The 25,543-nt window shown below is 53.7% G+C and carries 24 protein-coding genes and 2 riboswitches; of the genes, 19 read left to right on the top strand and 5 right to left on the bottom strand.

Features of this window, described 5'->3' with window-relative positions; all coding sequences use genetic code 11:
• Positions 1 to 48: 48 nt before the first annotated feature.
• Entirely contained in the window at positions 49 to 990 is a 942-nt protein-coding gene (glsA, locus tag EVJ20_RS11530; RefSeq protein WP_035386199.1) for a glutaminase A, read from the top strand.
• Here the strand turns inward: glsA and EVJ20_RS11525 are convergent.
• Positions 987 to 1,760, bottom strand: a complete 774-nt coding sequence (locus EVJ20_RS11525; RefSeq protein ID WP_131490662.1) for a CHAD domain-containing protein — start codon at positions 1,758 to 1,760, stop codon at positions 987 to 989. The genes glsA and EVJ20_RS11525 overlap by 4 nt on opposite strands.
• A gap of 39 nt (positions 1,761 to 1,799) precedes the next feature.
• Here EVJ20_RS11525 and EVJ20_RS11520 point away from each other — a divergent pair, with 39 nt between their 5' ends.
• From EVJ20_RS11520 to EVJ20_RS11505, 4 genes are all read left to right on the top strand, one after another.
• Positions 1,800 to 3,170, top strand: a complete 1,371-nt coding sequence (locus tag EVJ20_RS11520; RefSeq protein WP_070328822.1) for an MATE family efflux transporter — start codon at positions 1,800 to 1,802, stop codon at positions 3,168 to 3,170.
• Positions 3,171 to 3,349: 179 nt separating this feature from the next.
• On the top strand, positions 3,350 to 4,498 hold the full coding sequence (nagA, locus tag EVJ20_RS11515; RefSeq protein WP_131505109.1) for an N-acetylglucosamine-6-phosphate deacetylase: 1,149 nt from the start codon (positions 3,350 to 3,352) through the stop codon (positions 4,496 to 4,498).
• The gene (gene nagB / locus EVJ20_RS11510) at positions 4,495 to 5,259 is read left to right on the top strand and encodes a glucosamine-6-phosphate deaminase (protein ID WP_131465764.1); all 765 of its coding nucleotides are present in this window, start codon (positions 4,495 to 4,497) and stop codon (positions 5,257 to 5,259) included. The genes nagA and nagB overlap by 4 nt, the downstream gene beginning before the upstream one ends.
• Positions 5,260 to 5,415: 156 nt before the next feature.
• Positions 5,416 to 6,519 carry an LCP family protein gene (locus EVJ20_RS11505; RefSeq protein WP_131508238.1) on the top strand — a complete coding sequence of 368 codons (1,104 nt, stop codon included), beginning with the start codon at positions 5,416 to 5,418 and terminating at the stop codon, positions 6,517 to 6,519.
• Positions 6,520 to 6,555: 36 nt separating this feature from the next.
• Here EVJ20_RS11505 and EVJ20_RS11500 read toward each other — a convergent pair whose 3' ends face one another.
• Positions 6,556 to 7,284, bottom strand: coding sequence for a GntR family transcriptional regulator (locus EVJ20_RS11500; protein ID WP_070328826.1), 729 nt, complete (start codon positions 7,282 to 7,284; stop codon positions 6,556 to 6,558).
• 95 nt (positions 7,285 to 7,379) lie between these two features.
• Between EVJ20_RS11500 and EVJ20_RS11495 the strand changes: the two genes are divergently transcribed.
• The 10 genes from EVJ20_RS11495 to lysA all read left to right on the top strand — a co-directional run bounded on the left by EVJ20_RS11495 (position 7,380) and on the right by lysA (position 17,204).
• A complete protein-coding gene (locus EVJ20_RS11495; protein ID WP_131508236.1) occupies positions 7,380 to 8,540 on the top strand; it encodes an alanyl-tRNA editing protein in 1,161 nt (386 codons plus the stop codon).
• Positions 8,534 to 8,962, top strand: a complete 429-nt coding sequence (locus EVJ20_RS11490) for a GNAT family N-acetyltransferase (protein ID WP_131508234.1) — start codon at positions 8,534 to 8,536, stop codon at positions 8,960 to 8,962. Before EVJ20_RS11495 ends, EVJ20_RS11490 begins: the two co-directional genes overlap by 7 nt.
• Before the next feature lie 77 nt (positions 8,963 to 9,039).
• A riboswitch (Lysine riboswitch) is annotated at positions 9,040 to 9,220 on the top strand.
• Positions 9,221 to 9,334: 114 nt separating this feature from the next.
• Positions 9,335 to 10,534: an aspartate kinase gene (locus EVJ20_RS11485; RefSeq protein ID WP_070328972.1), complete on the top strand. Its 1,200-nt coding sequence runs from the start codon at positions 9,335 to 9,337 to the stop codon at positions 10,532 to 10,534.
• 12 nt (positions 10,535 to 10,546) lie between these two features.
• Positions 10,547 to 11,542, top strand: coding sequence for an aspartate-semialdehyde dehydrogenase (locus tag EVJ20_RS11480; RefSeq protein WP_131508232.1), 996 nt, complete (start codon positions 10,547 to 10,549; stop codon positions 11,540 to 11,542).
• A 12-nt stretch (positions 11,543 to 11,554) separates the two neighbouring features.
• Positions 11,555 to 12,436 carry a 4-hydroxy-tetrahydrodipicolinate synthase gene (gene dapA / locus EVJ20_RS11475; protein ID WP_070328830.1) on the top strand — a complete coding sequence of 294 codons (882 nt, stop codon included), beginning with the start codon at positions 11,555 to 11,557 and terminating at the stop codon, positions 12,434 to 12,436.
• On the top strand, positions 12,433 to 13,182 hold the full coding sequence (gene dapB, locus EVJ20_RS11470; protein ID WP_070328831.1) for a 4-hydroxy-tetrahydrodipicolinate reductase: 750 nt from the start codon (positions 12,433 to 12,435) through the stop codon (positions 13,180 to 13,182). Before dapA ends, dapB begins: the two co-directional genes overlap by 4 nt.
• Positions 13,160 to 13,867 (top strand): 2,3,4,5-tetrahydropyridine-2,6-dicarboxylate N-acetyltransferase, encoded by a 708-nt coding sequence (dapD, locus tag EVJ20_RS11465; RefSeq protein WP_070328832.1) that lies wholly within the window; start codon positions 13,160 to 13,162, stop codon positions 13,865 to 13,867. The genes dapB and dapD overlap by 23 nt, the downstream gene beginning before the upstream one ends.
• 46 nt (positions 13,868 to 13,913) lie before the next feature.
• Positions 13,914 to 14,840: a branched-chain amino acid transaminase gene (locus EVJ20_RS11460; protein ID WP_071399081.1), complete on the top strand. Its 927-nt coding sequence runs from the start codon at positions 13,914 to 13,916 to the stop codon at positions 14,838 to 14,840.
• 13 nt (positions 14,841 to 14,853) lie between these two features.
• The gene (gene alr, locus EVJ20_RS11455; protein ID WP_131465756.1) at positions 14,854 to 15,942 is read left to right on the top strand and encodes an alanine racemase; all 1,089 of its coding nucleotides are present in this window, start codon (positions 14,854 to 14,856) and stop codon (positions 15,940 to 15,942) included.
• On the top strand, positions 15,912 to 17,204 hold the full coding sequence (gene lysA / locus EVJ20_RS11450; RefSeq protein WP_236633752.1) for a diaminopimelate decarboxylase: 1,293 nt from the start codon (positions 15,912 to 15,914) through the stop codon (positions 17,202 to 17,204). The genes alr and lysA overlap by 31 nt, the downstream gene beginning before the upstream one ends.
• 99 nt (positions 17,205 to 17,303) lie before the next feature.
• Here the strand turns inward: lysA and EVJ20_RS11445 are convergent, their stop codons facing one another.
• Positions 17,304 to 17,918 (bottom strand): hypothetical protein, encoded by a 615-nt coding sequence (locus tag EVJ20_RS11445; RefSeq protein WP_131508230.1) that lies wholly within the window; start codon positions 17,916 to 17,918, stop codon positions 17,304 to 17,306.
• Positions 17,919 to 18,104: 186 nt separating this feature from the next.
• On the opposite strand from EVJ20_RS11445, the gene EVJ20_RS11440 reads away from it, so the two are divergent.
• Positions 18,105 to 18,653, top strand: coding sequence for a nitroreductase family protein (locus EVJ20_RS11440; RefSeq protein WP_131465752.1), 549 nt, complete (start codon positions 18,105 to 18,107; stop codon positions 18,651 to 18,653).
• Between the two features lie 428 nt (positions 18,654 to 19,081).
• On the opposite strand, the gene EVJ20_RS11430 is transcribed toward EVJ20_RS11440, so the two are convergent.
• Entirely contained in the window at positions 19,082 to 19,618 is a 537-nt protein-coding gene (locus tag EVJ20_RS11430; protein WP_070328839.1) for a gamma carbonic anhydrase family protein, read from the bottom strand.
• A 119-nt stretch (positions 19,619 to 19,737) separates the two neighbouring features.
• On the opposite strand from EVJ20_RS11430, the gene ade reads away from it, so the two are divergent.
• The 3 genes from ade (at position 19,738) to EVJ20_RS11415 (ending at position 23,788) form a co-directional block, all read left to right on the top strand.
• Complete coding sequence (gene ade / locus EVJ20_RS11425; protein WP_131465750.1) at positions 19,738 to 21,447, top strand: adenine deaminase; 1,710 nt, start codon at positions 19,738 to 19,740, stop codon at positions 21,445 to 21,447.
• Between the two features lie 117 nt (positions 21,448 to 21,564).
• On the top strand, positions 21,565 to 21,837 hold the full coding sequence (locus EVJ20_RS11420; RefSeq protein WP_070328841.1) for a hypothetical protein: 273 nt from the start codon (positions 21,565 to 21,567) through the stop codon (positions 21,835 to 21,837).
• Positions 21,838 to 21,906: 69 nt separating this feature from the next.
• A riboswitch (Lysine riboswitch) is annotated at positions 21,907 to 22,082 on the top strand.
• A 113-nt stretch (positions 22,083 to 22,195) separates the two neighbouring features.
• Positions 22,196 to 23,788, top strand: coding sequence for a Na+/H+ antiporter NhaC family protein (locus EVJ20_RS11415; RefSeq protein WP_131465748.1), 1,593 nt, complete (start codon positions 22,196 to 22,198; stop codon positions 23,786 to 23,788).
• A 110-nt stretch (positions 23,789 to 23,898) separates the two neighbouring features.
• On the opposite strand, the gene EVJ20_RS11410 is transcribed toward EVJ20_RS11415, so the two are convergent.
• Positions 23,899 to 25,527, bottom strand: coding sequence for a peptide ABC transporter substrate-binding protein (locus tag EVJ20_RS11410; protein WP_131465746.1), 1,629 nt, complete (start codon positions 25,525 to 25,527; stop codon positions 23,899 to 23,901).
• Between the last annotated feature and the right edge of the window lie 16 nt (positions 25,528 to 25,543).

The following is a 25,543-nucleotide window of genomic DNA, read 5'->3' as shown; positions in this document are numbered from 1 at the left end:
TATGATAAGATGAGCCGGTTGTAAACTATCGGATATGAGGTGATTTTGATGAACGTATTAGAACAGCAGTTGGCGCATTTGGTCGACGAGTGTCGTCCGTATACGGCTCAAGGAAAAGTTGCGGATTATATCCCTGAGCTCGCACATGTCAAGGATGACTTGCTCGGCGTGGCGATTTGCCTGCCTGACGGTTCTTACATCCATGCGGGTGATGTCCATCATAAGTTTACGATTCAAAGCGTCTCGAAAGCACTCGCGCTTTGTTACGTGTTGATGGAGTTCGGCGAGGACTTCGTGTTCTCGAAAGTCGGGATGGAGCCTACGGGTGATGCGTTCAACTCGATCGCCAAGCTCGAAGAGACCGTGCCATCGAAACCACTCAATCCGATGATTAACGCCGGGGCGCTAGCCGTCACGAGCATGATATTAGGGGATACGGCGGAACTTAAAATTTATCAGTTCCGTCAATTTTTAGCGACGTTACTCGGCGTGCCGGTCGAAGAAGTGACGTACAACGAAAAAGTCGCCCGCTCGGAATACGAGACGACCGACTTGAACCGGGCCTTGCTTTATTTCATGCGCCACCACGGCATCGTGGAAGGCGACGTCGATGAGATCATCGACGTCTATACGAAACAATGTGCCATCGAGATCGACTGTTTTGACTTGGCCCGCATCGGACGGGTGCTCGCGGGCAACGGGGAAGACCCGGTAACAGGCGAAGAGTTGATTCCGCGCCGGGTCGTCCGCATCGTCAAAGCGATCATGACGACTTGCGGCATGTATGACGCCTCCGGTGAGTTTGCGGTCCGTGTCGGTCTGCCAGGGAAGAGCGGGGTGTCGGGTGCGATTCTCGCGACTGGGAAGCACGAACTCGGACTGAGCGACGTCGGCTTCGGGATTTTCGGTCCCGCGCTCGACTCAAAAGGCAATTCGATTGCTGGTATGAAGCTACTCGAACTACTCGTCGAACGCTACACGTCACGCTAGAGCTTGATGGCGTCGACAGAAGCGTCAAGTTGCTCGTGCAGTGTGTCGATGAGTCGTTCATACGCCGAAACGTATTCGGTCGGCGGTGAAAAATCGGTCCAGCGCAGCAGCAATTGATGACGGTCATTCATCTCACCGAGCTCTGTTTGGAGCCGTTTCAACTTTTGGACCTGGTCTTTCGAGGCCTTTTCTTCGTAGTTTATCAAGTACTCGTGCAAGTAGCGTTCACGCTTCACGGCGAGCCGGACTTTATGGAGTGCCTCGAGCCGGTCATGCTTTGATGTGGCGTGGTGGTGGGACTCGACGCGGCGTTTCCGCTCCGATTTTGCCTTATCGAGAAACGCTGAGGCGTCTTGCTTCTTTAACGAGCGATACAATTGACCGCCGATGAAGCGGCGCACTTGTTGGTCGAGCGACGGCGTCATCTTTTCGGTGACGCGCGAATTTAATAACGTCCGGTCTTTGGCGCGGTTCGCTTCCATGTGATCGGCAAACGCCTGCTCGAGCCCGGTCTCGATTGCGAGACCTTGGAGTAACACGTCCCCGTCACGGACCGCGCCGAGCGCTTCCATCAGCTGTTTCAATTGCCGATACGTGGAAGGTTTCGTTTCGTACAGTTGCATGAACGTCAGCAACTTGCGCAAATGGACCCGAGCCTGATGCACGTCTTCTGTGTTTTGGAAGGTGAGCGCTTCGGTCATATAATGGTTGAACGTATTCCATGTTTCCAATAGTTCGTACTTTAGCTTCTCTGCATTCCGTTGATTCATCCGAATTTGTTCCTTTCTGAAATGAGATGAGGGTTGTCCATGTATCAAACGCATTCACTTAACGAAAAAATAAAATTGTTCTTCACGATTTTCTTTCCGATTTTAGTCACGCAAGTATCATTCTACTTAATCAGCTTCTTCGATACGGTCATGTCAGGCCGAGCCGGAGCCGTCGACTTGGCTGGCGTCGGTGTCGGCTCGAGTCTATGGATGCCGGTCTATACGGGACTGAGCGGGATTCTGCTTGCCGTCGCACCGATCGTCGCTCAGGCGCTCGGGGCCCGTAATATCCAACATATCCAACGGACGTTGTATCAAGGCGTTTACTTAGCGATCGGACTGAGCATCGCGACACTCGTCCTCGGTGCGTTCCTCGTTCCGGCCGCAGTGGACGGGATGGGGCTAAGTGAGGAAGGAAAACGAATCGCCAAAGGTTATTTGCTCGCGCTCGGATTCGGCGTCTTGCCGATGTTCTTGTTCAACGTGCTCCGGACGCTCATGGATTCACTCGGAAAAACCCGAATTTCCATGTTGCTTATACTATTAGGGTTACCCATTAACGTCGGGTTAAACTACATCTTCATTTTCGGGAAGCTCGGACTTCCTGCTTATGGGGGCATCGGGGCCGGCATCGCTTCTGCGATCACGTATTGGCTTCTCTTCTTCATGGCGTTCGCGTTCGTCCGGAGCGGGAAACCGTTCCTTGAGTATCGGTTCCTGCGCGCGCCGGATCGATTGGCATGGCCGCGCCAAAAAGAACTGCTCAAGCTCGGGACGCCGATCGGCCTCGCCATCTTTGCCGAGGTCAGCATCTTCGCGGCCGTGACCTTACTCCTTAGCGAGTACGGGGACAATATCGTCGCCGCCCACCAAGCGGCGATCAACTTTGCCTCGTTCGTCTATATGTTGCCGTTGTCCGCTTCGAGCGCTTTGACGATCGTCGTCGGCTATGAACTCGGTGCGCGCCGACTCCAAGACGCGGTGCGCTATGCCAAGATTGGGATCGTGCTCTGTTTGGCCGTATCGTCATTTTCAGGCGCCTTGTTGTTCTGGCAGAATGAACGCGTCGCCGCCATTTATACGAATGACGCCGCTGTCGTGGAACTTGCGGCCCACTTCATGATCTTTGCGGTCTTCTTCCAATTATCTGACGCCGTCGCCGCCCCGATTCAAGGCATCTTGCGCGGTTTCAAGGACGTCAACGTGACGCTCGTGTTGTCACTCATCGCCTACTGGGTGATCGGGCTGCCGCTCGGTTTCTTACTCGCGGAACGGTTCGGCTTCGGTCCCGATGGTTATTGGATCGGGCTCATCGTCGGACTTGCCGCCGGGGCAGTGCTCTTGTTCATGCGCCTCGTCCATATCGTCAAACGATACAATGCCAAAGCAGCTGTCGAAGAGACAGCGTGACAAAATAAGGTTGGATGCCGGTTCGCCCGGGTTCAGCCTTTTTTTTGTTTGAGTCGATGGGAAGTCGGGCAAATGACTGATGATTTGATGTTTTTTTAAAATGGATAAATTGGTCTATACAACTATACTGATTTTTGTTATGCTATTGTCGAGAATAGTAGTGAAAGGGTGGATGACTGATGATGGTGATTATTAACGCACACCTCGTTTCTGGACAGGAGACGTGGGAACGCGGTTATGTTCGGATAAACGGGAAAACGATTGAAGCGGTCGGGGCGATGGCTGACTATGAGGCTGGAGATGAGACAGTGATCGATGTCGCAGGAAAACTCGTGACACCGGGCATGATTGATATACATGTCCACGGGGGTTATGACGTCGACACGATGGATGCGGACCGAGACCGGTTACGTTTCCTCAGTCAATCGATGCTCGCCGAAGGAGTGACCTCGTTTTTTGCGACGACGATCACGCAGTCACCGGAAGAAATCACCAAGGCGCTCGAGTCTGTCCGTGACGTCATCGAGTCAAACGAGACGACGGTTGCCGGTATCCATCTAGAAGGACCGTTCGTCAACGTCGAGAACGCGGGGGCTCAACCGGCAGAATATATTATCGATCCTGACGCTGAACAGTTTCGCATCTGGCAAGACGAGGCGGGCGGTCACATCCGACTCGTCACGTACGCACCGGAACGTCCGGGCGCACGAGAGCTTGAGCGAGTAATGATTGAATCGGGTGCCATCGGCTCAGCCGGTCATACGAATGCGACGTTTGCCGAGAACAAAGCGGCTGGCGTGAAGCACGGCACACATTTATACAATCAAATGCGCGGGCTGCACCACCGTGAACCGGGGACGGTCGGTTACTGCCTGCTAGAACGGGACGTCATGGTTGAAATTATTCCGGACGGGATTCACAGCCGTCCCGAGATGGTCGATTTCGCGTATCGCTTGAAAGGCGCGGACGGTCTCGTCGTCATCACGGATGCGATGCGGGCGAAAGGTCTTCCGGACGGGCGTTACGAGCTCGGAGGACAACCGGTCATCGTCGAGGATGGCGCAGCGCGGCTTGAAGCCGGTAACTTGGCTGGAAGTGTGTTGACGATGGACGCGGCGTTCCGCAACATTATCGCCTTCACCGGGTGCACGATTCAAGAAGCCGTGAAGATGACGTCCGCGAACCAAGCCGCGGAGTTTGGCATGAGTAAAAAAGGGTCAATCGCAGCCGGGTTTGATGCGGATCTCGTCATCTGGGACGAGTCATTGACGGTCGAGCAGACAATTCACCAAGGACGCATCGGATTTGAGAAGGAGGACGTGAAATGAATATATTAGTAGCGAAGACACCAGCGGACGCTGAACAGATTGCCTATACGCTCATTAAAGAGCGATTGGCCGGGAAACGTGAGTTCGTGCTCGGGCTGGCGACGGGGAGCACGCCGGTCGGGATGTATAAGATGTTCAAGCAGGACCAGCTCGATTGCCGCCATGTGACAAGCGTTAATTTAGACGAATATATCGGGCTTGCTCCGAGTCATCCTCAAAGCTACTATCATTTCATGGAAGAACGTCTGTTCAACGATGTTCCGTTCAAAGAAAGCCATCTTCCGCGTGGTGACGCAAAAGATCCTGATGCTGAAGCGGAGCGGTATGAACAGCTCGTCCGATCAATCGGTGTCGATCTTCAACTGCTCGGGATTGGTGAAAACGGGCATATCGCGTTCAATGAACCGGGGACGGCGCTCGATGCGAAGACGCACGTGACAGCGCTCACTGAGTCGACGCGGGAGGCGAATCGCCGCTTCTTCGATGCAAGCGAAGAAGTCCCGACGCACGCGATCACGATGGGACTCGATACGATCATGAACGCGCGCGAGATTGTTCTCGTCGCAACGGGAGACCGAAAAGCGAACGCGGTCCATCACATGATCGAGAGTGTGCCGTCTGTCGATTGGCCCGCGACGATTTTGCAGGCGCATCCGAGTGTCACGATCGTACTTGATACCGAGGCGGCCTCACAGTGCGCGCAAGCTTTACAGGCACGCGGAAGCGAAGCAGCCGCACGGTTCTTCTCGATCCGCTCATAACCGTTCAACCTGGGGACGCACGTCCCCAGGTTTTTTTGGTTGCGATTATGGGAAATTGTATGGAAATGAGTTTGTCATCAAAACGTTTTCGACAAAACTCGAGGATTCCTCTATAATAAGTGAAGCTCGTATCATTCGACCGTGAAGGAGAAAAACATGAACTCAAGAACCCAGGCGCGTAGACGGCGTAAAGGTCCGTCTACGTTTTATAAAGTGTTCAGCTCGCTGATCCTCATTGCCGTCATCGTCGGCTCTAGCATGTATGGGGCGGCTTTTTATAAAGCGCACAACATGTTGTCCGGCACACAAGTGACGCTCGAGGACGATCCGACGATCGAACCGACCCGGTTTGATAAAGAGGACACCGAAAGTTTCCTCGTGCTCGGGACCGACCTCTCCCCGCAAAAGAAAGCGCGAGGGGAGTTCGGTCGCTCTGACGTCATGATTGTCGTCATTTTGAACAAGAAAGACAAGCAGACGACGATGCTCAGCATTCCGCGAGACTCGTACGTCAATATCGATTACACAGGATTCGATATCCCTTACGGTAAGACCGGTCTCGATCAAGACAAAATCACGCACGCCTACTATTTCGGATCAATGGACGAGTCGGATCCGAACAACGGTATGCGCATGTCGACGAATACGGTTGAAGACCTAGTCGGTGTTGAAATCGACCACGTCGTGTCGCTCAACTTCCAAGGATTCGTCGACTTCATCGATGCTGTCGGAGGCGTCGAAATCGACGTTCCGTTCTCGTCTGAACAGAAGAGTTATGACGCATCCCGTGAAGCCGTCCAAGTCGAAGCCGGCCTTCAGCAGTTGTCGGGTGAAGAAGCACTCGCTTATGTCCGAAACCGCTATGACGACCCGCGCGGGGACATCGGGCGCGGCCAACGTCAAATGGAAGTCATCAACGCCGTGCTCGAGCAGTCGCTCGGCACGTCATTGATCAACAACTATGATAAAGTGCTCAAATCGGTCGGTGACAATATGCAGACGACGCTTGGACCGAACGACTATATGCGTTTGATCGAAGACGTCAGTGCCCTTAACAACACGGTTCAATATCAATTGACCGGAGAAGGTGCGCGTGGCAATGACGGCCACTTCTATTACTTCTTGAACGAGCCGTTGCTCGACGAGGTCCGGTACCGTGTGCAACAAGCGGATTCCGGCAACGAAGTCGAAGCGATGACGGAGACGGAGCTCGAGTCTTATATGCTCGACCCGTCCGGCATCACATACGAAGCCCAATAAAAAAATGGTTTGCCCTCAGCGGGGCAAACCATTTTTTTAGGTGCGTTCCATCGCGACAGTGAACGAATACGCATCGCCGCGGAACAAAGAACGACTGTATTCGAACATGTCACCGTTCTCGAGATACGTCCGTTGGTCGATCAATAGGACGGGCGCGTTCGGGGAGATGGTCAGCAGGTTCGCTTCAACAGGTCCGGCGCTTCGGGCTTCGAGCGTCTGTGTCGCGTTTTTCAAACGCAGTCCGGACTGTTCGGCGAACTCATAAATCGAGCCGACGGCATCTGCCTCGGTCAGTTCGGGCAATAAGGCGACCGGGATATAGGCGGTCTCTAAAGCGAGCACGTCCTCGTCGGCGAGTCGGAGACGCTTCATCTCATAGACCGGCGTACTGGCTGCGACATTCAATTTCTGCGCGATTTTATTCGAGGCCGGAATCGTGTCGAATGACAATAGACGGCTGAACGGGCGCATGCCCCGGTGTTTGATTTCTTCTGAGAAACTCGTCAAACCGGACAACGCCATCGTGATCTTTTTACTGGCGACGAACGTACCACGTCCTTTTTGACGGCTCAAATAACCGGCGTTGACGAGGTTCGTGATCGCCTGGCGCACCGTCATCCGGCTGACGTTATACCGCTCCGAGTATTCCCGTTCGGACGGGATCGATTCGCCGGGTTGGAGCTCGCCAGCGTCTATTTGTTGCTTTAAATAAGCTTCGATTTGATAATAAATAGGTAGCGGGGACTTTTTATCAATCTGTAACATACATATCGCTCCTGACCTAAGGGTAAGTGTTACTTATTATAGACCAAATCAGACTAGTTGTCTGAACATATCATGCAGAAAAGGTGGCGACCAATATGAACTCATGGCAATTTGAAACGACGGTGACAGCGCAGCGGGAAGATGAGCGGGGCACGTGGATCGCGCTTGCAGCAACACATTTTTACGCGGAAGGTGGCGGACAACCGGCCGATACAGGGACGATTGGCGGACAAGCCGTTTTAGATGTGCAACGTGACGACTCGACCGTGTGGCATCTCGTCAACGAGCCAATCGACGAAGCAACGGTAGTGATCGGTCAAATCGACGCAGCGACACGTCACGACCACTCGATCCAACATACGGCGCAACACGTGCTGACGGCCTTGCTTGAAGACCGATACGGTATCGAGACGCTCAGTTTTGGGATCAGTGCTGACGATTCATCGATCGAGATCGCGGCCGAATCGTTCGATTGGGAGTTAATCGAAACGTTAGAACGTGACGTTCAGCAGATCATCTTCGACAACCGACCGATTCACATTTTTGAATTACAGGATGGCGAAGTCGAGCATGACCGGTTACGTAAAGCGACGGATCGCACCGGCACGATTCGGATCGTCGAAATCGATGGACTCGATTATAACGCTTGCGGAGGGACGCATGTGTCGACGACCGGCCAGCTCGGGATCATTAAAGTGACCTCGATGAAAAAAGTGCGGGGGAACGTTCGTTTGACGTATATCGCAGGGATGCGGGCACTAACGGTCATCCAATCTTCGCGCACCGCGCTACGGGCGATCCATCAAACGTTGTCGACGACGAACGAGACGGTCGCGGCCCGTGTCGCCGAAGAGCGGACGGCGCGACTCGAACGTGAAAAAGAAGTGAAGGTGCTCGAGGCCCGGGTCGCCAAGGCGAAAGTCGCAGCATTCTTACAAGAGGACAATTACGTCATCACGCACATCGGCAAGACCGAGGCGGAGACGCTCACGACGATGATCGTCGAACGGATCGCGGCGACCGGACGGATTGCCGTCGGTGCCAATCATACCGGACAAAAACTGTTACTCATGCATGACGGGACGCATGACATCGCCATCGGCAAGTTTTTAAAACGGACGTTAGACGACCTTGGCATCGGTCGGGGCGGTGGCAGTCATAAACAAGCCCAAGCCCGCTTCGAATCGATCGTCGACCTAGAACGGGCCACGGCAGAAGTCGTCAAACGGTTACAGGAAGGAGTGGTGTCATGTTGACGATTGAACACGGCAACGACACGTCGCTCATCGAACGAGCCCGTTCCGTACGGGAGATTGTCTTTATCGGCGAGCAAGGGATTGACCCGGTGCTCGAATATGACGACCTCGATCCAGTCTGTATCCATTTTGTCGGGATGATAGACGGGGAGCCCGTGACGACGGCACGGCTACGACCGATCGGAGACGGTGTCGGCAAAGTCGAACGGGTCGCCACGCTCGCATCGGCGAGAGGGAACGGATATGCGAAAAAGCTGATGCTCGAAATCGAGGATGTGGCGCGCGAGAGCGGGCTGCATGAGTTGAAGCTCGGCGCTCAACTGACGGCGCTCCCGTTCTATGAACGGCTCGACTATACGACGTTCGGTGATGAGTTTTTAGACGCCGATATCCCGCATCGGATGATGAAGAAGTCGTGGTGATTATTTTTAGAAAGTTTCTTTTTTTCTAAAAAAAGGTTGGCAAGCCGGGAAGCATTTGTTATAACTAAAACTAACAACTGACAGATAGAGGTTGCGAATGACATGAGTAAGCTTGATTGAAACGGACGCATTCCGGATCGAGCCGAAAGGGGAAATTCGCCGAAGTCAACGTTCGCATGCGTACGAACGAAGGCTGGGGTAGTCGTGAACAACGCCTACACTGCCATGGATGAAATGCCATGGAGCGCTATCTACGGAACGATTTTTTAATCGTTTTTCAACTGCGCGTACAAGCGGCAGACCGTAGGGAGAGTGCTTCCTACCGGTCTGCCGCTTTTTCTGTTGGTCGACATCATGAAAGTGGGGAACCTGATGACAACCGTACTAAAATTTGGAGGAAGTTCTGTTGCCACAATCGAACAGATTCAGGCAATTTCTGAATATTTACAGACACGAGTCGTCGCTGGCGAGAAACTCGTCGTCGTCGTCTCCGCGATGGGGAAAACGACCGATTCACTCCTGTCACTCGCAAAACAAATTACAGAGCGTCCGATGATTCGTGAGCTCGACCGCTTGCTCGCCGTCGGAGAAGAACAGACGATCAGTCTACTCAGCATCGCCTTGAACTCACGAGGCGTCGCCGCCATCTCGCTCACGGGGCAACAGGCCGGGATCGATACGATGGGCATTCACACGAAAAGTAAGATCAAAGCGATCCGGAAAGAAGTGTTGGAAGAAAGGCTCAGAACGAATGACGTCGTCATCGTCGCCGGCTTCCAAGGCGTCAACGAGTTCGGGGATGTAACGACGCTCGGACGCGGTGGTTCGGATACGACAGCCGTCGCACTTGCCGCCGTCCTCAGTAAACGTTGTGAGATTTATACGGACGTCGCCGGTGTCTATACGGCCGACCCGCGTATCCATAAAACGGCACGTCGCCTAGATACCGTCTCGTATGACGAGATGATGGAAATGAGCGCGCTCGGCTCGAAAGTGATGGAAATGCGCAGCGTCGAGCTGGCCAAAAAATATGATGTGAACATCTTTGTAGGGAAGACGCTATCGAGCGAAGGAGGAACATGGATCATGGATATGACACAGGCGATGGAACAAAAAGCGGTGACGAGCGTGAGCGTCGTGAAAAACGTGCTCAGCGTCTCGATCAAACATATTCCGCATTCAGTGGCAGGGGTTGCCGATATTTTCGAGAAGTTGTCACAGCGTCACGTCAATATCGACATGATCAGTCAGACAGCGTTCGACGGTGAAGTGTTCCTGTCGTTCACTTGTCCACTTGACGAGGAGGCGTTCCTCGAAGAAGCGCTCGCCGAACTGACGGAGGCGTTCCCACAAATTAAAATCGACCGTCATACCGAACATGCGAAAATCTCGGTCGTCGGGATCGGCATGCGCGACGCGACCGGTGTCGCAGCCGGATTGTTCGCCACGTTCCGTGAGAGCGGAATCCCGTTCTATCAAGTCACAACTTCAGAGATCAGCATCTCTTACACGATTAACGATCAAGACGTCGAAGCGGCGGTCGCGGCCATCGCGGAGCGTTTCCATTTATAAGGGGGAGTTACCATGTATAACGTTGCCGTCATCGGTGCGACAGGCGCCGTCGGTCAAAAAATGATCGACGTGCTCACAGAATATGAGTTTCCAATCAACGAACTATTACTATATGCGTCAGCCCGCTCGGCTGGGAAAACAGTCGAAGTGAACGGTCGCGACATCGTCATCCGTGAACTGTCGGACGCGATTTACGCAGACGCGATCGACATCGCCTTGTTCTCGGCCGGTGGTAGCATCAGTGAACAGTATGCACCGCGTTTGAGTGAACAAGGGGTCATCGTCATCGATAACTCGAGCGCGTTCCGGATGCAAGAAGGAATCCCGCTCGTCGTACCAGAAGTGAACCGAGTCGAACTGGGCCCAGACAAGATGCTCATCGCCAATCCGAACTGCTCGACGATCCAATCGGTCGTCGCCCTCGCACCGCTCGCAGAAGTGTATGGATTGACGCGTGTCGCCTATACGTCTTACCAAGCCGTCTCCGGTTCGGGACAAAAAGGCATCGAAGACCTCGAACGGGGCGCCCGCGGTGAAGAGCCGCAAAACTACCCGTATCCGATCTACGATAACGTGCTGCCGCATATCGATGTCTTCCTCGAGAACGGCTACACGAAAGAAGAACAGAAGATGATCGACGAGACACGCAAAATTTTGAACGCACCAGAATTAGGTGTGACGGCGACGTGTGTCCGCGTCCCGGTCCGTAACAGCCACGCCGTCTCGATCACGGTCACGCTCGATCGTGAAGCGACGCTCGCGGAAGTGAAGGCGGTCCTCAGTGACGCGCCAGGCGTCGTCCTCATGGACAACCCGAGCGAGCTCGTCTACCCGACGCCGCTCGATGCGAACGGGACGGACGAAGTGTACGTCGGTCGCGTCCGCCGCGACGAGTCGCAACCGAACACGTTCCATCTCTGGTGTGTCGCCGATAACGTTCGCAAAGGGGCGGCGGCGAACGCCGTTCAAATCGCCCAGTGCATGATCGGGCAAGTCGCTACGAAATAAGGGGGAAATCATATGTTTACAGGAGTCGCTACAGCACTCGCTACACCGTTCCAAACGGACGGTCAGTTAAATCTCACAGCGTGGGAAGCATTGATTGAAGATCAAATCAAAGAAGGCGTCAGCGGTCTTGTCATCGGGGGGACGACAGGCGAAGGGATGACGATCACGGACGAAGAGTTCGAGACGCTCCTCACGAAGGCGATCGAAGTCGCCGCCGGTCGTGCCGTCATCATCGCCGGGACAGGGTCGAACAATACGGCGTTAAGTATCACCAAGACGAAACGGGCGGCAGAACTTGGTGCCGAGATGGCGATGGTCGTCACGCCTTACTATAATAAGTCGACCCAAGCGGGGCTGATCGCCCACTTCACGGCGATCGCCGACGCGTCACCGATTCCACTCATGCTCTACAACGTCCCGTCACGGACAGGCGTCGCCCTCGATCCGGCAACGGTCGGTGAACTCGCCGAACACCCACAGATCGCTGCGTTGAAAGAAGCGAGCGGGGACATCTCGGTGATGGCGCAAATGATGGCCCACTTGCCGGAAGGTTTCCCAGTCTACTGCGGAAATGACGACCAAATCCTGCCGTACATGGCATGGGGCGCCCAAGGTGTCGTCTCGGTGCTCTCGAACGTGTATCCGGGAGCGACGGTCGCGCTCGCCGAAGCGCTTCTCGCCGGAGATTTAGAGACGGCCCGCACATGGCAGATCCGCTTGCTTCCGGTCATCGATGAACTGTTCGCCGAAGTGAACCCGATCCCGGTCAAGGCGGCGCTTAACGCCCGCGGCTTCGAATTTGGCTCGCCGCGCCTCCCGCTCGTTCCGATGAGCGCGACGGCTGAGGCACGTCTGTTGTCGGCGATGGAGCAGTTTAATGAGGTGAGACAGTGAACTTGTTAATTCACGGATACGGCGCGATGGGGCAGATCGTTGAAGAAGTCGCGCTCGCTCAAAACTTGAACGTCGCGGCCATCGTCTCACCGGCGGGCGGCGATCATCCTGTTTCACTGAAAGAAGTTGACGCCGCGATCGACGTCGTCATCGACTTCTCGAACCCGGCGCTGCTTGATGACGTGCTCGCGTTCGGGAAAGACAAACAAATCCCGCTCGTCATCGCGACGACGGGCTTCTCGGAAGCGGAACTGGCAAAGATCGAGGACGCATCGAAACAGATCCCGATCTTCCAGTCGTATAACACGTCTTACGGGATTGCGCTGTTGAAGCAGTTGCTTGACCAGCTCGTGCCGCTCACGCTTGGTTATGATATCGAAGTGATCGAAGCGCATCACCGTAAAAAAGTCGACGCGCCGAGCGGGACGGCTGAACTGCTCGCCCGTGCCATCGAGGCGAAGCGGGACGTGACGCCGGTGTACGAACGTGCGTCACGCCGTGAGGCGAGAGGTGCCGACGAACTCGGTATGCACTCGGTTCGCGGCGGTACGATCTTCGGTGAGCATACGGTGCTCTTCGCCGGAGACGATGAAATGCTTGAATTAAAACATACGGCCCTGTCGAAACGCGTCTTCGCGAACGGGGCACTCGCTGCGGCGGCGACGATTCTCGACCGCCCAGCCGGATTATACAATTTAACGAACCTATACGAGGAGGCCACTCATGTTACTCACAAACGCTTATGAAATCGCACAATACATTAAAGATGCCAAGAAAGAAACGCCAGTCAAATTGTACGTCAACGGTCAGTTGGCAGGTCTAACAATCGAAGAAGCAAAAGCATTCGGAACAGACGAGTCGAAATTATTCCTCACGACGGCTGAACGTGCAGCCGCTTTCCTTGAAGCGAACGCGTCAGTCATCACCGACTCGCACCTCGAGTTCGACCGCCGCAACAGCGCCGTGCCGATGCTTGACACGACGAAGTTGAACGCCCGCATCGAACCAGGTTCGTTCATCCGTGACCACGTTCAAATCGGCAACAACGTCGTCGTCATGATGGGGGCGGTCATCAATATCGGCGCCGTCATCGGTGACGGGTCGATGGTCGACATGAACGCCGTCATCGGCGCCCGCGGCACACTCGGTAAAAACGTCCACCTTGGCGCTGGCGCAGTCGTCGCAGGTGTCCTCGAGCCGCCTTCAAAAGATCCGGTCATCATCGAAGACGGGGTCATGATCGGTGCAAACGCGGTCATCTTAGAAGGTGTCCGTGTCGGCGAGAATGCGGTCGTCGCAGCAGGCAGTGTCGTCACAGTCGACGTCCCGGCAGGAAGTGTCGTCGCCGGCACGCCAGCCCGTGTCATCAAGCAAAAAGATGAAAAAACAGCAGAAAAAACACAACTAGTGGATGACTTACGCTCCCTGTAACGTATAATAGACAGAAAATATCAAAAGTGAATGGGAGAGTTGAACAATGGAACAATATGGACAATGGATGTGGAAAGACGGGGCTTGGATCGAGCCGAGTGACGCGAACACGAGTATCATGACGCACGCGATCCACTACGGTAGCGGGTTCTTCGAAGGAATTCGGGCGTATCACACAGAGGAAGGTCCAGCCATCTTCCGACTCCGTGAACACTTGGAGCGACTCGTTCGTTCGTGTGCTTACTATCACGTCGAACTACCGTACACGGTCGACGAGCTCGAACAAGCGACGATCGAATTGATCGAACGCAACGGCTTTGAAGCGTGTTACATCCGTCCATTCGTTTTCCTCGGCACACCTTGGCAGGCACTCATGCCGACGCAGGAAACGAAAGTACACGTTGCCATCTCATGCTGGCCGCTCGGCGAATATTTCAGCAAGACGGTCGGTATCCGGGCGAAAGTCGCGTCATACCGCCGCGTCTCGTCGACGATGATGCCGATGCAAGCGAAAGCGGCAGCCAACTATATGAACTCGCAGCTCCTTAAAGGAGAAGCGGTCCGAGACGGGTATGACGAAGCGATCGCCCTCGACATGAACGGAAACGTCAGCGAGGCGAGCGTCGCCAACATCTTCCTCGTCAAAGGCAATAAAATTTTCACACCGTCACTCGACTGTTCTGTCCTCGACGGCATCACGCGTCAAACGGTCATCGATCTTGCCCGTGAAGAAGGGTTCGAGGTCATTGAGCGCCATATCGGACGTGACGAATTGTATGTAGCAGATGAGATCTTCTTGACGGGTACAGCAGCTGAAGTGACGAGTGTCATCGAAGTCGACAATATCTCGATCGGCGGCGGGGTTCAGACGGTCGCAACGACTATGCTCGCCCGTTACCGCGAGACCGTGACGGGACTGATCCCGGCACATCGCGATTGGATCACGTTCGTCAAAGAAGCAGTCAAAGAATAAGGGAGCAATGTGTATGGGAGTCACAATTGACTTAAACGCGATTCGCGAGAACAAACGTCGGATCGAGGCACTCGGCCGACCGGTGTTTGCCGTCGTGAAAAACAACGCCTATAACTTAGGGATGGAGCCAGTTGTGACGACACTGTACGCAGAGGGGGTGCGTCACTTCATGGTGACGACGCTCGAGGAAGCGACAGAAGTGCGGAGTCATGCGGAAGAGGCGCGTGTCTTGGTCATGAACCCGGTCTATGATTGGGCAGCGGTCCATGCCCATCGCCTCGATGTAGCAATCGGTTCGTACGATTGGCTCGTCTCACAACGCCATGAGCTCGACGGCGTCCGTCTTCATTTGAAGCTCGACGTCGGCATGAACCGGTTCGGTGCGAAGACGTTCGAAGAAGCGCTCGCCATCTTAGCGTTCTGCCAAGATGAAAAGCTCAATCTCGTCGGTTTATGCACACACTTTCCGCTCGCCGACGCCGATAACGCCGAAATCGAGCACAGCGTCCATGTCGAACGGTTTGCCGACTGGTCGACGCGTCTGATCGAACGGCATTCGTTTGAAGTCGTCCATGCCGCCAACAGCGCGGCGACGCTTCAAGCCGATCCGCGTCTCGGGCACTGCACGCACGTCCGGGTCGGAATCTTTCTCTACGGCTACTCATCGGTCGAGGCGGTCGATTGGCTCGTCCCGGCGTTTCATTGGGAGACGGAAGTCGTTGCCGTGCACGACATCGAGGCCGGCGCACACGTCGGCTACGGGACGGGCTACACGGCACCGTCGAAAGAGCGGATCGCCGTATTGTCAGTCGGATATGGTGATGGCTTGATGCGGGCCCGCCGGCATTTGCCGGTCCACATTAATGGACGGGCGTTCCCGTTCGTCAGCAATATTTTCATGAGCCACAGCTTCCTCCGTGTCGACGAGACGGTTCAAATCGGTGACCGGGTCGAGCTGTACGGTAATGAGACGAAGATCGATGACGTGACCCGGACCGGGCACGCCAACAACTCGGAACAACTATGCGCACGCTCATGGCGTGTCCCGCATCGCTTTGAAGGAGGCATTTTATGTACACCAGCAACCAATCCGTTTGTATGATCGAGGGCGTATCCGTCCAAGAACTTCAAGCGACGTACGGGACACCGCTCTATATCATGAGCGAGCCAGAACTTGAAACTCGGCTCGGGCTCGTCCGGAGCGCATTTTTAGATAAGTATCCGAACACGTACGCGCTCTATGCGTCAAAGGCGATGTCGATCGCGGCCGTGTATGAGAAAGTCATGACGGCGGGCTTGAGCATCGACGTCGTCTCACGCGGTGAGATGTTCGTCGCGCTCCATGCCGGTGTCCCGGCTGACCGGATTCACGTTCACGGGTCAAATAAGACGGTGCAAGACATCTCGTTCGCGCTCGAGAACGGCATCACCCATTTCACGATCGACAACATGCGTGAGATCGGTCTGCTCTCGGGTCTCGCCGTAAAGCATGATGTCGACGTCGACGTCTTGCTCCGCATCGTCCCGCAAGTCGTCGGAGGCGCCCACGAGGCGATCCAGACGGGTGGGGTCGATACGAAGTTCGGTTTCCCGACGCATGACGACACGTATCTCGAAGCGGTTCGGGAAACACTCGCGACGGAACGTCTTCATCTGAAAGGGATCCATTGTCACGTCGGGTCACAGATTCAAGAACCGACGCTGTTCATCAATACGGTCAAGACGATGGTCAACTTCATCGAGACGATTCGTCGGGAGACCGGCTTTACGGCTGATGTGTTGAACATCGGCGGTGGCTTCGGCGTCGCCTATCTCGAGACGGACGACCCGCTCGACTTTGCCGCTACGATGACGCAAGTGATGGATACGCTCGTTTCAGAAGTGGAGCGATTCGGTCTACCGCTCCCGAAAATCGGCATCGAGCCGGGACGTTGGCTCGTCGCCAACGCCGGTGCGACGCTGTATGAAGTCGGGACGGTCAAAGACGTGAGCGGTGTCCGCACATACGTCTCGGTCGACGGCGGCATGACAGACAACATCCGCCCTGCCCTCTATGATGCCGAATATGACGTCATTGCGGCGACGCGGATGGATGAAGCGAAGACGCTTGAAGCGAAGATCGTCGGGGCATGCTGCGAGTCGGGAGACATCATCTCGAACCGTTCGCTCATCCCGCCGGTCGAAGCCGGGGATCTTCTCCTCGTCAAAGCGACAGGCGCCTATAACTTCTCGATGGCGAGCAACTATAACCAAATGCTCCGCCCGGCCGTCGTGTTCGTGAAAGACGGGACACATCGTCTCGTCGTCCGCAGACAGACACTCGAAGACTTGGTCGCGTGTGAAGTGATTGGACAATCGACATAATTTTGTAGGTAGATAAAGAAAAGGGGTTCAGTCATAAACACGACTGAACCCCTTTTCGTATGAACGACCGATGCGACTTTATCGAGTCGATCTATCAGGTTAATCTAGTTGTGCGTTGACTTCCGCTTCATAACGATCAACGAGCTCGTTGTTGTCGTCTGTCTGGTACTTCTTTTCCAACTCAAGTTTCAACTTTAGCCAAATCGTATTCTTTTCATAAAGGTCTCGATCGAACTGATGATTTAGTTGTTGCAGCGACAAGCCGAGGGCGCTCGCGTAGGCGAGATGACTCGGTAAATCACTCCGGTCCGGTCCTTGTTGAATGTAACGGTCAATTTCTTCTTCCGTTACGTGAATGTTGTACTGCTCTTTTGCGACCATTTTCCATGCGATGTCATGCTTCATCGCTTCCGTTGAGAGCGTGATGACTTGTTCATCCGTCAAGTCGGTTTCATAATACAGTTTCTCTTGGGACAATGTCCGAATTACCCACTTTCGAAGCGGTTCCTCAACGTCGAACTGGTTTGCTTCGGTGATGACGTCGTCAAACAGTGCTTTATAATCTTCGAACGCGAAGTTGTCTACGATTTGGCGTTGTTCTTCTTCGCTCTTCATGTCAATCGTCAAAGGTGACGATGTCGCGGATTGACATGCTGTTGTAAAGATGACGAACGAGAGCGTACATAATAGAAACGATTTGAAACGTGGGGTCACGGTGATCCTCTCCTTATTTGTATCGTCTTCAAACGGAGTGCAAGTTTCAATCAAAAGAACAGTCTAGTCATTTCTATATACGGGACGATGAGCTACCAAGTTCCCATGCTTTTCGGTCAAATTGCTACACGTGAGAACCGTTTTCACTTATGATGAAAAAGACTACATCAGGGGAAGTGATTTCTAATGGAGAAGACAGTCGGACAACAGTTGATCGAGTCGCGGCGGACGATTCGGATGTTTGTAGAGGAACCGCTTGATACGGCATTGCTGTATCAGTTGCTGACATCGGCCCACCAAGCGCCGTTTCATAACAAAGTCGAGCCGTGGAATCTTTATTTGTTCAATGGAGACGGGAAAGGCGTGTTGTTAGACGCGCTCGAACCGGCGTTTCAAAACGGTCCTGAGGCCAAGCGAGAGAAGATTACCGGACGAATCCGCAACGCGGCGGCGTGTGTGTACGTGACGACGAAGCCGTTTGAGACGGAGAAAGGGCAAAAGGATGCACTGCTCGCGACGGCGACGTTCATCCAGAACTTCCATTTGCTCTGTGCCGAGCAAAACATCGGGCTCGTCTGGCGGACGGGCGGTATCTTCGAAGACGCTCGCCTGCAGGAGATGATCGGGGCGGACGGGGAGACGTTCGTCGGTCTGCTCCAACTCGGACGATTTGAAGACGTTCCGCCGACGAAGGCGCGGCAGTCGCTTGATGCGTGTTTGACGATCTTCGAGTGAACATGAAAAAGCTCGAGCACGGCGTGGCCGCACTCGAGCTGGATGTATAAACAGGCTGAGACGTTTAAAAACGTCTCAGTTTATTTTTTGAGCTTGCCAGCAAGCCAGTTTTGAATGACATTCGTCGGAATCATGGTAATTATTTTCCCCCAGTTTGAGTTTCTTCTTCTATGTCATTATCCGATTGCATCCGTTCCCAAACCTCTCGATGTGTACCTTTTAGCGTATCATCGAACGAATCATCGATGTGAAGGCAATAGCTCGGGTTAATGGACGAGGCGTACAGGTCTAACATGAGTTGTGCATGGTTTGGATACATACAATTGGCCCCTTTCAACACGTCGGCTTGACTACATCCTCAGTATACAAGGGAAACATGAAGAAAAATCGGGGTAATCGTTAACAATTTATGAATCTTGTAAACGCTTTCACAAACTTTGTGTCGGTGTTAACGGTTCACACGTGTTCAAATACTGCTCAGCCCGCTTCGCATACTTGTTGACGGTCCGTTCCATGATGAAGCGGTCTTCGTCATTGAGCGGACGGACGACTTTGGCTGGTACGCCCATGACCATGACACCTTCCGGAATTTGCATATTCGGTGTGACGAGGGCGCCGGCGGCAACGAACGAGCCTTTCCCGACTTTCGCACCGTCAAGCACGGTCGCATGCATCCCGATGAGACAGCCTTCCTCGATCTCACACCCGTGAATCATCGCCATGTGACCGATCGAGACACGGTCATGGATGATTGTCGGTGATCCTTCGTATTGATGGATCATCGACCCGTCTTGAATATTGACGTAAGCGCCGATCTGGATCGGACCCTCGTCTCCACGGATGACGGTGTTGAACCAGACGCCGGAATGGGCTCCGATCGTGACGTCACCGATGACGTGGGCGCCAGGCGCGACGAATACCGTCTCGTCGACTTGTGGGATCAGGTCTCCTAATTTGTATTGCATATGTGTAACCCCTTTCAATTAGATATGCTTTCATTGTCGCACAACTACAAAAAGAAATTGCACCCGAAAGATTATTCTTGATAAGATAGGTAAAATACGTTGCAAAAGGAGACAGACAGATGGAAAAACAATATTTGATCGACATTGCCGCCAAGAAAAAGAAAGCGGCGGTCGTCTTTAAGGACGTAGCGGTCATCGACGTCTATAGCCGCGAGACGATTCGCACCGATGTCGCCATCGACTCGGGCTATATCGTCGCCATCGGGGAAGGTTACGAAGGGGAGACGGAATATCATGACCCGTCTTGGACGCTCGCTCCGTCATTCATCGACTCACACGTTCACATCGAGTCGTCGATGGTCCCTCCGCATGAGTTTGCGAAAGCAGTCCTGCCGCTCGGTGTGACGACGGTCATCGCCGACCCACATGAGATCGCGAACGTCAACGGTGCGCTCGGGATCGAGTATATGCTTGCCGATGCGAACGGGTTGCCGCTCGACGTCCGGATGATGCTCCCGAGCTGCGTCCCGGCGACGCCGTTCGAACACGCGGGCGCCAAACTGTACGCTGAAGACCTTGCGCCATTTTTAGGAGACCCAGGGGTGCACGGTCTCGGGGAAGTGATGGATTATCCATCGGTCGAAGCCGGAAGCGAGGACATGCTCCAAAAAATCGCACAAACGGAACTCGCGGGAAAAGTCGTCGATGGTCACGCGTCAGGCCTCAATCCTGATCAGTTGAACGTGTACCGGACAGCCGGCATCATGACCGACCACGAATGTACGACGGCAGAAGAGGCGATCGAGCGGGTCCGTCGTGGCTTTTACGTCCAGATTCGCGAAGGTTCGGTCGCGCGAAACGTCGAAAAAGTGAGTCGGGCCATCACCGAAAGTAACGCCCACCGCTTCTTGTTCTGTACGGACGACAAGCACCTCGATGATCTCGTGGCAGAAGGTGGTATCGACTATAACATCCGCATGGCAATCCGTCAGGGCGTCAAGCCGGAGACAGCATACGCCATCGCCAGCCTTCATGCGGCCGAAGCATACGGCTTGAAAGACGTCGGTGCGATCGCGCCGGGCAAGAAAGCGAACTTTGTTATCTTGTCAGACGTCGAATCGGTTAACATCGAAACCGTCTACGTCGATGGTGAAGTAGTCGCTCGAGCGGGGAAAGCCACGTTCGAGGCCGAAGGGATTGAAGTGCCGAAGCCGATGAAAGGTGAGCTCAAACTCCCGGACCTGACAACTGACTCGTTCCGCTTGCCGATCAAGGAAGAAGCGGTCGACGTCATTCAAGTGTTGCCGAACAGCCTGTTGACGAAGCACGTCCGCCACGTGTTCAATCCGGATGAATCGGGCGCTGATCTTAACGAGGACATCGTGACGCTCGCCGTCATCGAGCGGCATCACGGGACGGGCCATATGGCGCTCGCACCGGTGACGGGCTTTGGACTCAAACGTGGTGCGCTCGCAGCGACTGTCGCCCACGACAGCCATAACCTTGTCATCGCCGGTGTCAGCCCGGAAGACATGTTACTGGCTGCAGAGACGCTCGAGAAGGTCGGTGGCGGTGTCGTCGCCGTCTCGGAAGGGAAAGTGCTTGCCGTCTTGCCGCTCGAGATTGGGGGGCTCATGACGAGGCGTCCGTATCATGAAGTCGCAGACGTGCTCGAACAGCTGAACGACGCACTTGACGTCGTCGGGGCTCACCGTCACTTCAACCCGTATTTGACGATGTCGTTCCTGGCACTTCCCGTCATTCCCGACTTGAAGTTGACGGACATGGGACTGTTTGATGTGACGACGTTCTCATTTATCGAAAATTGACTCGGTCTAACGTATGATTTTCGTAAAGACCAACCCGAAACGATTGAATGCGTGCGCTTAAGTTGATATAGTTACAACAAGTTTCATCGGTACAAATTGAAAGGGGGGATATAACAGATGGAACAAGTTGCTTACAACCGGTCGTATGATGAACATGAGGATTTGATCAATTCTGTGTATCGTGCCTTCAAGGACCGATGTGAAGAATTGCCTAGCGAGACGCAGACGAAGCGACGGTTGCGCCGTTTGATTTTATTGACGATCAAAGATCATACGTCATCGCATGCCGAACGGTTCGTGCTTTATCATTTCTTTAGTGATTTCTTTAAAGCCGTTGAGTCAAACGACCAAGCCGCGCTCGCTGTATTAAAACAAATCGTCCGTGACTAAAAAAACTATTGATATGTTACTGTAACCTATGATAATTTAGACGTAACTTTAAATGAATATTCGTGCTATCGATGAGGTAGAGGTGCGATGCTGATGAGTAAGTAGTCCGAGGATGACAACGGTGAAGACTACAGAAAGGCAGAATCGCCGAAGTGTAAAGTCATGTCTCTGACTTTATGCTGGGCTGACGGGAAACACCCGTCAGACTGCCATACATATATTACGTATGGAGCGCTCCAAGTCGGCTAAGAAAGACGGAACATCCAGCGAGGGTGTCGGCTTTGTTGCCGATGCCCTCGCTTTGCGTTTTTTTAAGCATTGGGGGGCCTCATCTCAAACAGAAGAGGAGGAAATCAGCATGGTAGATTATTCAACATCGGTACTTTCGTTAGTACCGGCACTACTCGCCATCATTATGGCGATCACAACTAGGAAAGTCATTCCGTCACTCGGTGTCGGGATCATCGCAGGGGTCTTGCTCCTTCATAGCTTCAATCCGCTTGAATCGATTCAGTACTTATGGTCGAACGTCATCGCCTTGTTCTGGGCAGATGGTGCCATAAACGAATGGAACGTGCTCTTGATCGCGTTCTTGCTCTTGCTTGGTATTTTATCGTCGATCATCCAAACATCGGGCGGCGCTCGCGCGTTCGGTGAATGGGCGGCTTCTAACGTCAAAACGGCGCGCGGCGCGCGCCTCGTCTCGTTCGGTCTTGGAATCTTGATTTTCATCGACGACTATTTCAACAGTCTCGCTGTCGGGAACATTAGCCGACCGCTGACGGATCGCAAGAAAGTATCGCGCGCTAAACTCGCGTATACGATCGACTCGACGGCGGCTCCAGTCTGTGTCATCAGCCCACTTTCGAGCTGGGGTGCCTACATCATCGCCATCATCGCTGGTATTTTAACGAAGTACTCAATCGACAGCTACTCGTCGTTCTCGGCGTTCATTCAAATCATCCCGATGAACTTCTATGCCATCTTCGCACTCATGTTGACGGGGTACGTCGCTTTCACAGGGCTTGCCATCGGACCGATGCGGACGCACGAGCTACGTGCGCTTAAAGGCGAGCTCTACGATGTGTCGAAAGGTGCACCGATGGGAATGAGTGAAGACATTAAAGAGCATGATGGTGGGAAAGTCCGCGACTTGATCGTCCCGATCATCGTCTTGATCATCGCGACCGTCTCGGCCATGCTTTACACAGGTGGCCAAGCGCTTGCTGCTGACGGTCAAAGCTTCTCGCTGCTCGGAGCGTTCGAATCGACGGACGTGACGCGTTCACTCGTTGCCGGCGCGGTCATCAGTTTGATCGTGGCGTTCTTGCTTCTCATCGGTCGCAACATTCCAGCTGTAGACTACGGTCATGCAGCGTGGGCCGGTATCCGGGCCATGTGGCCAGCCGTACTCATCTTGCTGTTCGCTTGGACGATCATTGCCGTCATCGGGGATATGAGAACTGGTGATTACTTGGCAAGCTTCGTCACAGATACGATCGCGGCGTCATACTTGCCGCTCATCTTGTTCGCGATCGCCGGTCTCATGGCGTTCTCAACAGGTACGAGCTGGGGGACGTTCGGTCTCATGCTACCAATTGGTGCTGATTTGATCATGGCGGTCGACCCAGAGCTGTTGCTCCCGACACTTGCCGCTGTGCTCGCAGGTGCCGTGTTCGGTGACCACTGTTCACCGATCTCGGATACGACGATCCTCAGTTCGACGGGTGCCGGGTCGCACCACATCGACCACGTGTTGACACAACTCCCGTACGCGTTAATCGCGGCAGGAGTGTCGGCGGTCGGTTACTTGGTGCTCGGAATCACAAGCTCGATGTGGATTGGATTCTTCGCGGCGTTCGCGACGTTCGTCGTCGCTCTCGTGATTGCTCAAATCATCTCGAAGCGCGGCCAAGTGCCGGCAGAGATGCGTGCTGAGCGTGAAGCGTAAACAGCTCGTCTAACAATCCGAAAAGATGTGTGTCACGAATCGCGTGACACACATCTTTTTTGTATGGAATGTAAAAACAAATCCTGCCGCTATGCGACAGGATTTGTTTTTTAGTTAACGTCCAACCACTTGAAGCTAGCGTCAGCTCCGAACGGATGGCGGTACATGTTTTGAATGTTTGAGCGCTCGAGGTAAGCTTCACCTTTTTGGTAGATCGGTGCGATCGCGAAGTCGTCTTCGAGCAAGATGCGTTCAGCTTCTTGCATCGTCTCCCAACGCTTCATTTGATCAGCTTCTTTCTTCGCGCTTTGGATTAACTGATCGTACTCATCGTTCGAGTACGCCATCCGGTTGAACGGACCGTCTGTGATCCACATGTCGAGGTACGTCATTGGATCCTGATAGTCAGGGCCCCAGCCGGCAGCAGAGATATCATAGTCGCCTGCACCTTCAAGCTCGAGGAAGTTTTTGAACGGCTGTTGTTTGATGTTAAGCGTGAGTCCAGGCAAGTTCTTCTCGAGTTCACCTTTGATGTACTCGTTGACTTTCTTGAACGCTTCTTCATCACGTGAGAGGAATTCGAGTTCGATCGTCTCGACGCCGAGCTCGGCAAGTCCTTTATCCCAGGCAGCTTTCGCTTCGTCGACGTTGTAGCTTTGAAGATCAGGATACTTCTCGCGGAAGTCAGCTCCGTCTTCCGTGAACGTGAAGTCCTTAGCGACGATGAAGTTGGCCGGCTGTGAACCGTCTGTCAAGATGACGTCAGTTACGCCTTGCTTGTCGAAACCTTTCGCCAACGCTTCACGAATATTCACGTTTTGGAGTGCTTCATTCTTTTGGTTGAAACGAAGGAAGTTGATCCGTGCGTCAGCACGTGTTTTAAACTCTTCTGCTTCTTGGAATTGTGGAACGAATTCAGAAGACAAGAGCGTATAGTCGACTTCACCTGACTCGAACAAGTTGACACCGGTCGCGACTTCTTTGACGACTTTGACGTTAATCGTGTCCATCTTGACGTTTTCAGCATCCCAGTAATCTGGATTCTTTTTATAAACCCAACCTTCGTTGTCTTGCCAGCTATCAAGTACGTAAGGGCCGTTGTAGAGCGTTTTATCGACGGCTGTCGCGAACGACTCGCCTTGTTCTTCGACGAACTCTTGTTTTTGCGGCATGTACGTCGGGAATCCTGTCAACCCGAGGAAGTATGGAGCCGGTGCTTCCAATTGAACTTCAAGCGTCTTCTCATCGACTGCTTTCGCACCGAGTGAATCGAGTTCAGCTTCGCCGCCGAGGATTTTGTTGGCATTCTTCAAGTCTTGAAGGATGTATGCGTACTCGGCACCCGTTTCAGGGTTGAGGGCACGTTTCCACGAGTAAACAAAGTCTTCAGCCGTTACTGGTGAGCCGTCTGACCAGTTGGCGTCACGTAATTTAAATGTGTATGTAAGACCGTCTTCCGAAATCTCGACGTCCTCAGCAATACCTGGTACTGGTTGGTTGTTTTCATCAAGACGATACAGTCCCTCGAAGACGTTGTTCGTCACGATGATCGATGTCGAGTCGGTCGTGAGTGTCGGGTCAAGCTGTGGCAAATCAGTTGCCGAAACGAGCGTGACTTCCTTTTTCGCGTCACTTGATGACGATCCGTCCGTCGAATCTGTTGCCTCTTCTCCACCGCCACACGCTGCTGTAGCAAGCAAAGCGACACCCGATAAAGCTAACCATTTTTTATTCCGCATTGTCTTACCTCCCGAA

This window comes from Exiguobacterium sp. SH0S1 (assembly GCF_004337165.1).
GTDB lineage: Bacteria > Bacillota > Bacilli > Exiguobacteriales > Exiguobacteriaceae > Exiguobacterium > Exiguobacterium aurantiacum_A.
The sequence above is the reverse complement of the archived record's forward strand: the minus strand, read 5'-3'. Positions and strand labels throughout refer to the sequence as shown.

Bases quoted from the DNA above. Each gene is read 5' to 3' on its own strand.
- EVJ20_RS11505 (WP_131508238.1), top strand. From the start codon at position 5,416: ATGAACTCAAGAACCCAGGCGCGTAGACGGCGTAAAGGTCCGTCTACG.
- nagB (WP_131465764.1), top strand. From the start codon at position 4,495: ATGAATATATTAGTAGCGAAGACACCAGCGGACGCTGAACAGATTGCC.
- EVJ20_RS11480 (WP_131508232.1), top strand. From the start codon at position 10,547: ATGTATAACGTTGCCGTCATCGGTGCGACAGGCGCCGTCGGTCAAAAA.
- nagA (WP_131505109.1), top strand. From the start codon at position 3,350: ATGATGGTGATTATTAACGCACACCTCGTTTCTGGACAGGAGACGTGG.
- EVJ20_RS11410 (WP_131465746.1), bottom strand. From the start codon at position 25,527: ATGCGGAATAAAAAATGGTTAGCTTTATCGGGTGTCGCTTTGCTTGCT.
- glsA (WP_035386199.1), top strand. From the start codon at position 49: ATGAACGTATTAGAACAGCAGTTGGCGCATTTGGTCGACGAGTGTCGT.
- lysA (WP_236633752.1), top strand. From the start codon at position 15,912: ATGTACACCAGCAACCAATCCGTTTGTATGATCGAGGGCGTATCCGTC.
- EVJ20_RS11440 (WP_131465752.1), top strand. From the start codon at position 18,105: ATGGAGAAGACAGTCGGACAACAGTTGATCGAGTCGCGGCGGACGATT.
- EVJ20_RS11490 (WP_131508234.1), top strand. From the start codon at position 8,534: ATGTTGACGATTGAACACGGCAACGACACGTCGCTCATCGAACGAGCC.
- EVJ20_RS11415 (WP_131465748.1), top strand. From the start codon at position 22,196: ATGGTAGATTATTCAACATCGGTACTTTCGTTAGTACCGGCACTACTC.
- EVJ20_RS11525 (WP_131490662.1), bottom strand. From the start codon at position 1,760: ATGAATCAACGGAATGCAGAGAAGCTAAAGTACGAACTATTGGAAACA.
- EVJ20_RS11500 (WP_070328826.1), bottom strand. From the start codon at position 7,284: ATGTTACAGATTGATAAAAAGTCCCCGCTACCTATTTATTATCAAATC.
- EVJ20_RS11495 (WP_131508236.1), top strand. From the start codon at position 7,380: ATGAACTCATGGCAATTTGAAACGACGGTGACAGCGCAGCGGGAAGAT.
- EVJ20_RS11520 (WP_070328822.1), top strand. From the start codon at position 1,800: ATGTATCAAACGCATTCACTTAACGAAAAAATAAAATTGTTCTTCACG.
- dapD (WP_070328832.1), top strand. From the start codon at position 13,160: ATGTTACTCACAAACGCTTATGAAATCGCACAATACATTAAAGATGCC.
- EVJ20_RS11485 (WP_070328972.1), top strand. From the start codon at position 9,335: ATGACAACCGTACTAAAATTTGGAGGAAGTTCTGTTGCCACAATCGAA.
- EVJ20_RS11460 (WP_071399081.1), top strand. From the start codon at position 13,914: ATGGAACAATATGGACAATGGATGTGGAAAGACGGGGCTTGGATCGAG.
- dapA (WP_070328830.1), top strand. From the start codon at position 11,555: ATGTTTACAGGAGTCGCTACAGCACTCGCTACACCGTTCCAAACGGAC.
- ade (WP_131465750.1), top strand. From the start codon at position 19,738: ATGGAAAAACAATATTTGATCGACATTGCCGCCAAGAAAAAGAAAGCG.
- EVJ20_RS11430 (WP_070328839.1), bottom strand. From the start codon at position 19,618: ATGCAATACAAATTAGGAGACCTGATCCCACAAGTCGACGAGACGGTA.
- alr (WP_131465756.1), top strand. From the start codon at position 14,854: ATGGGAGTCACAATTGACTTAAACGCGATTCGCGAGAACAAACGTCGG.
- EVJ20_RS11420 (WP_070328841.1), top strand. From the start codon at position 21,565: ATGGAACAAGTTGCTTACAACCGGTCGTATGATGAACATGAGGATTTG.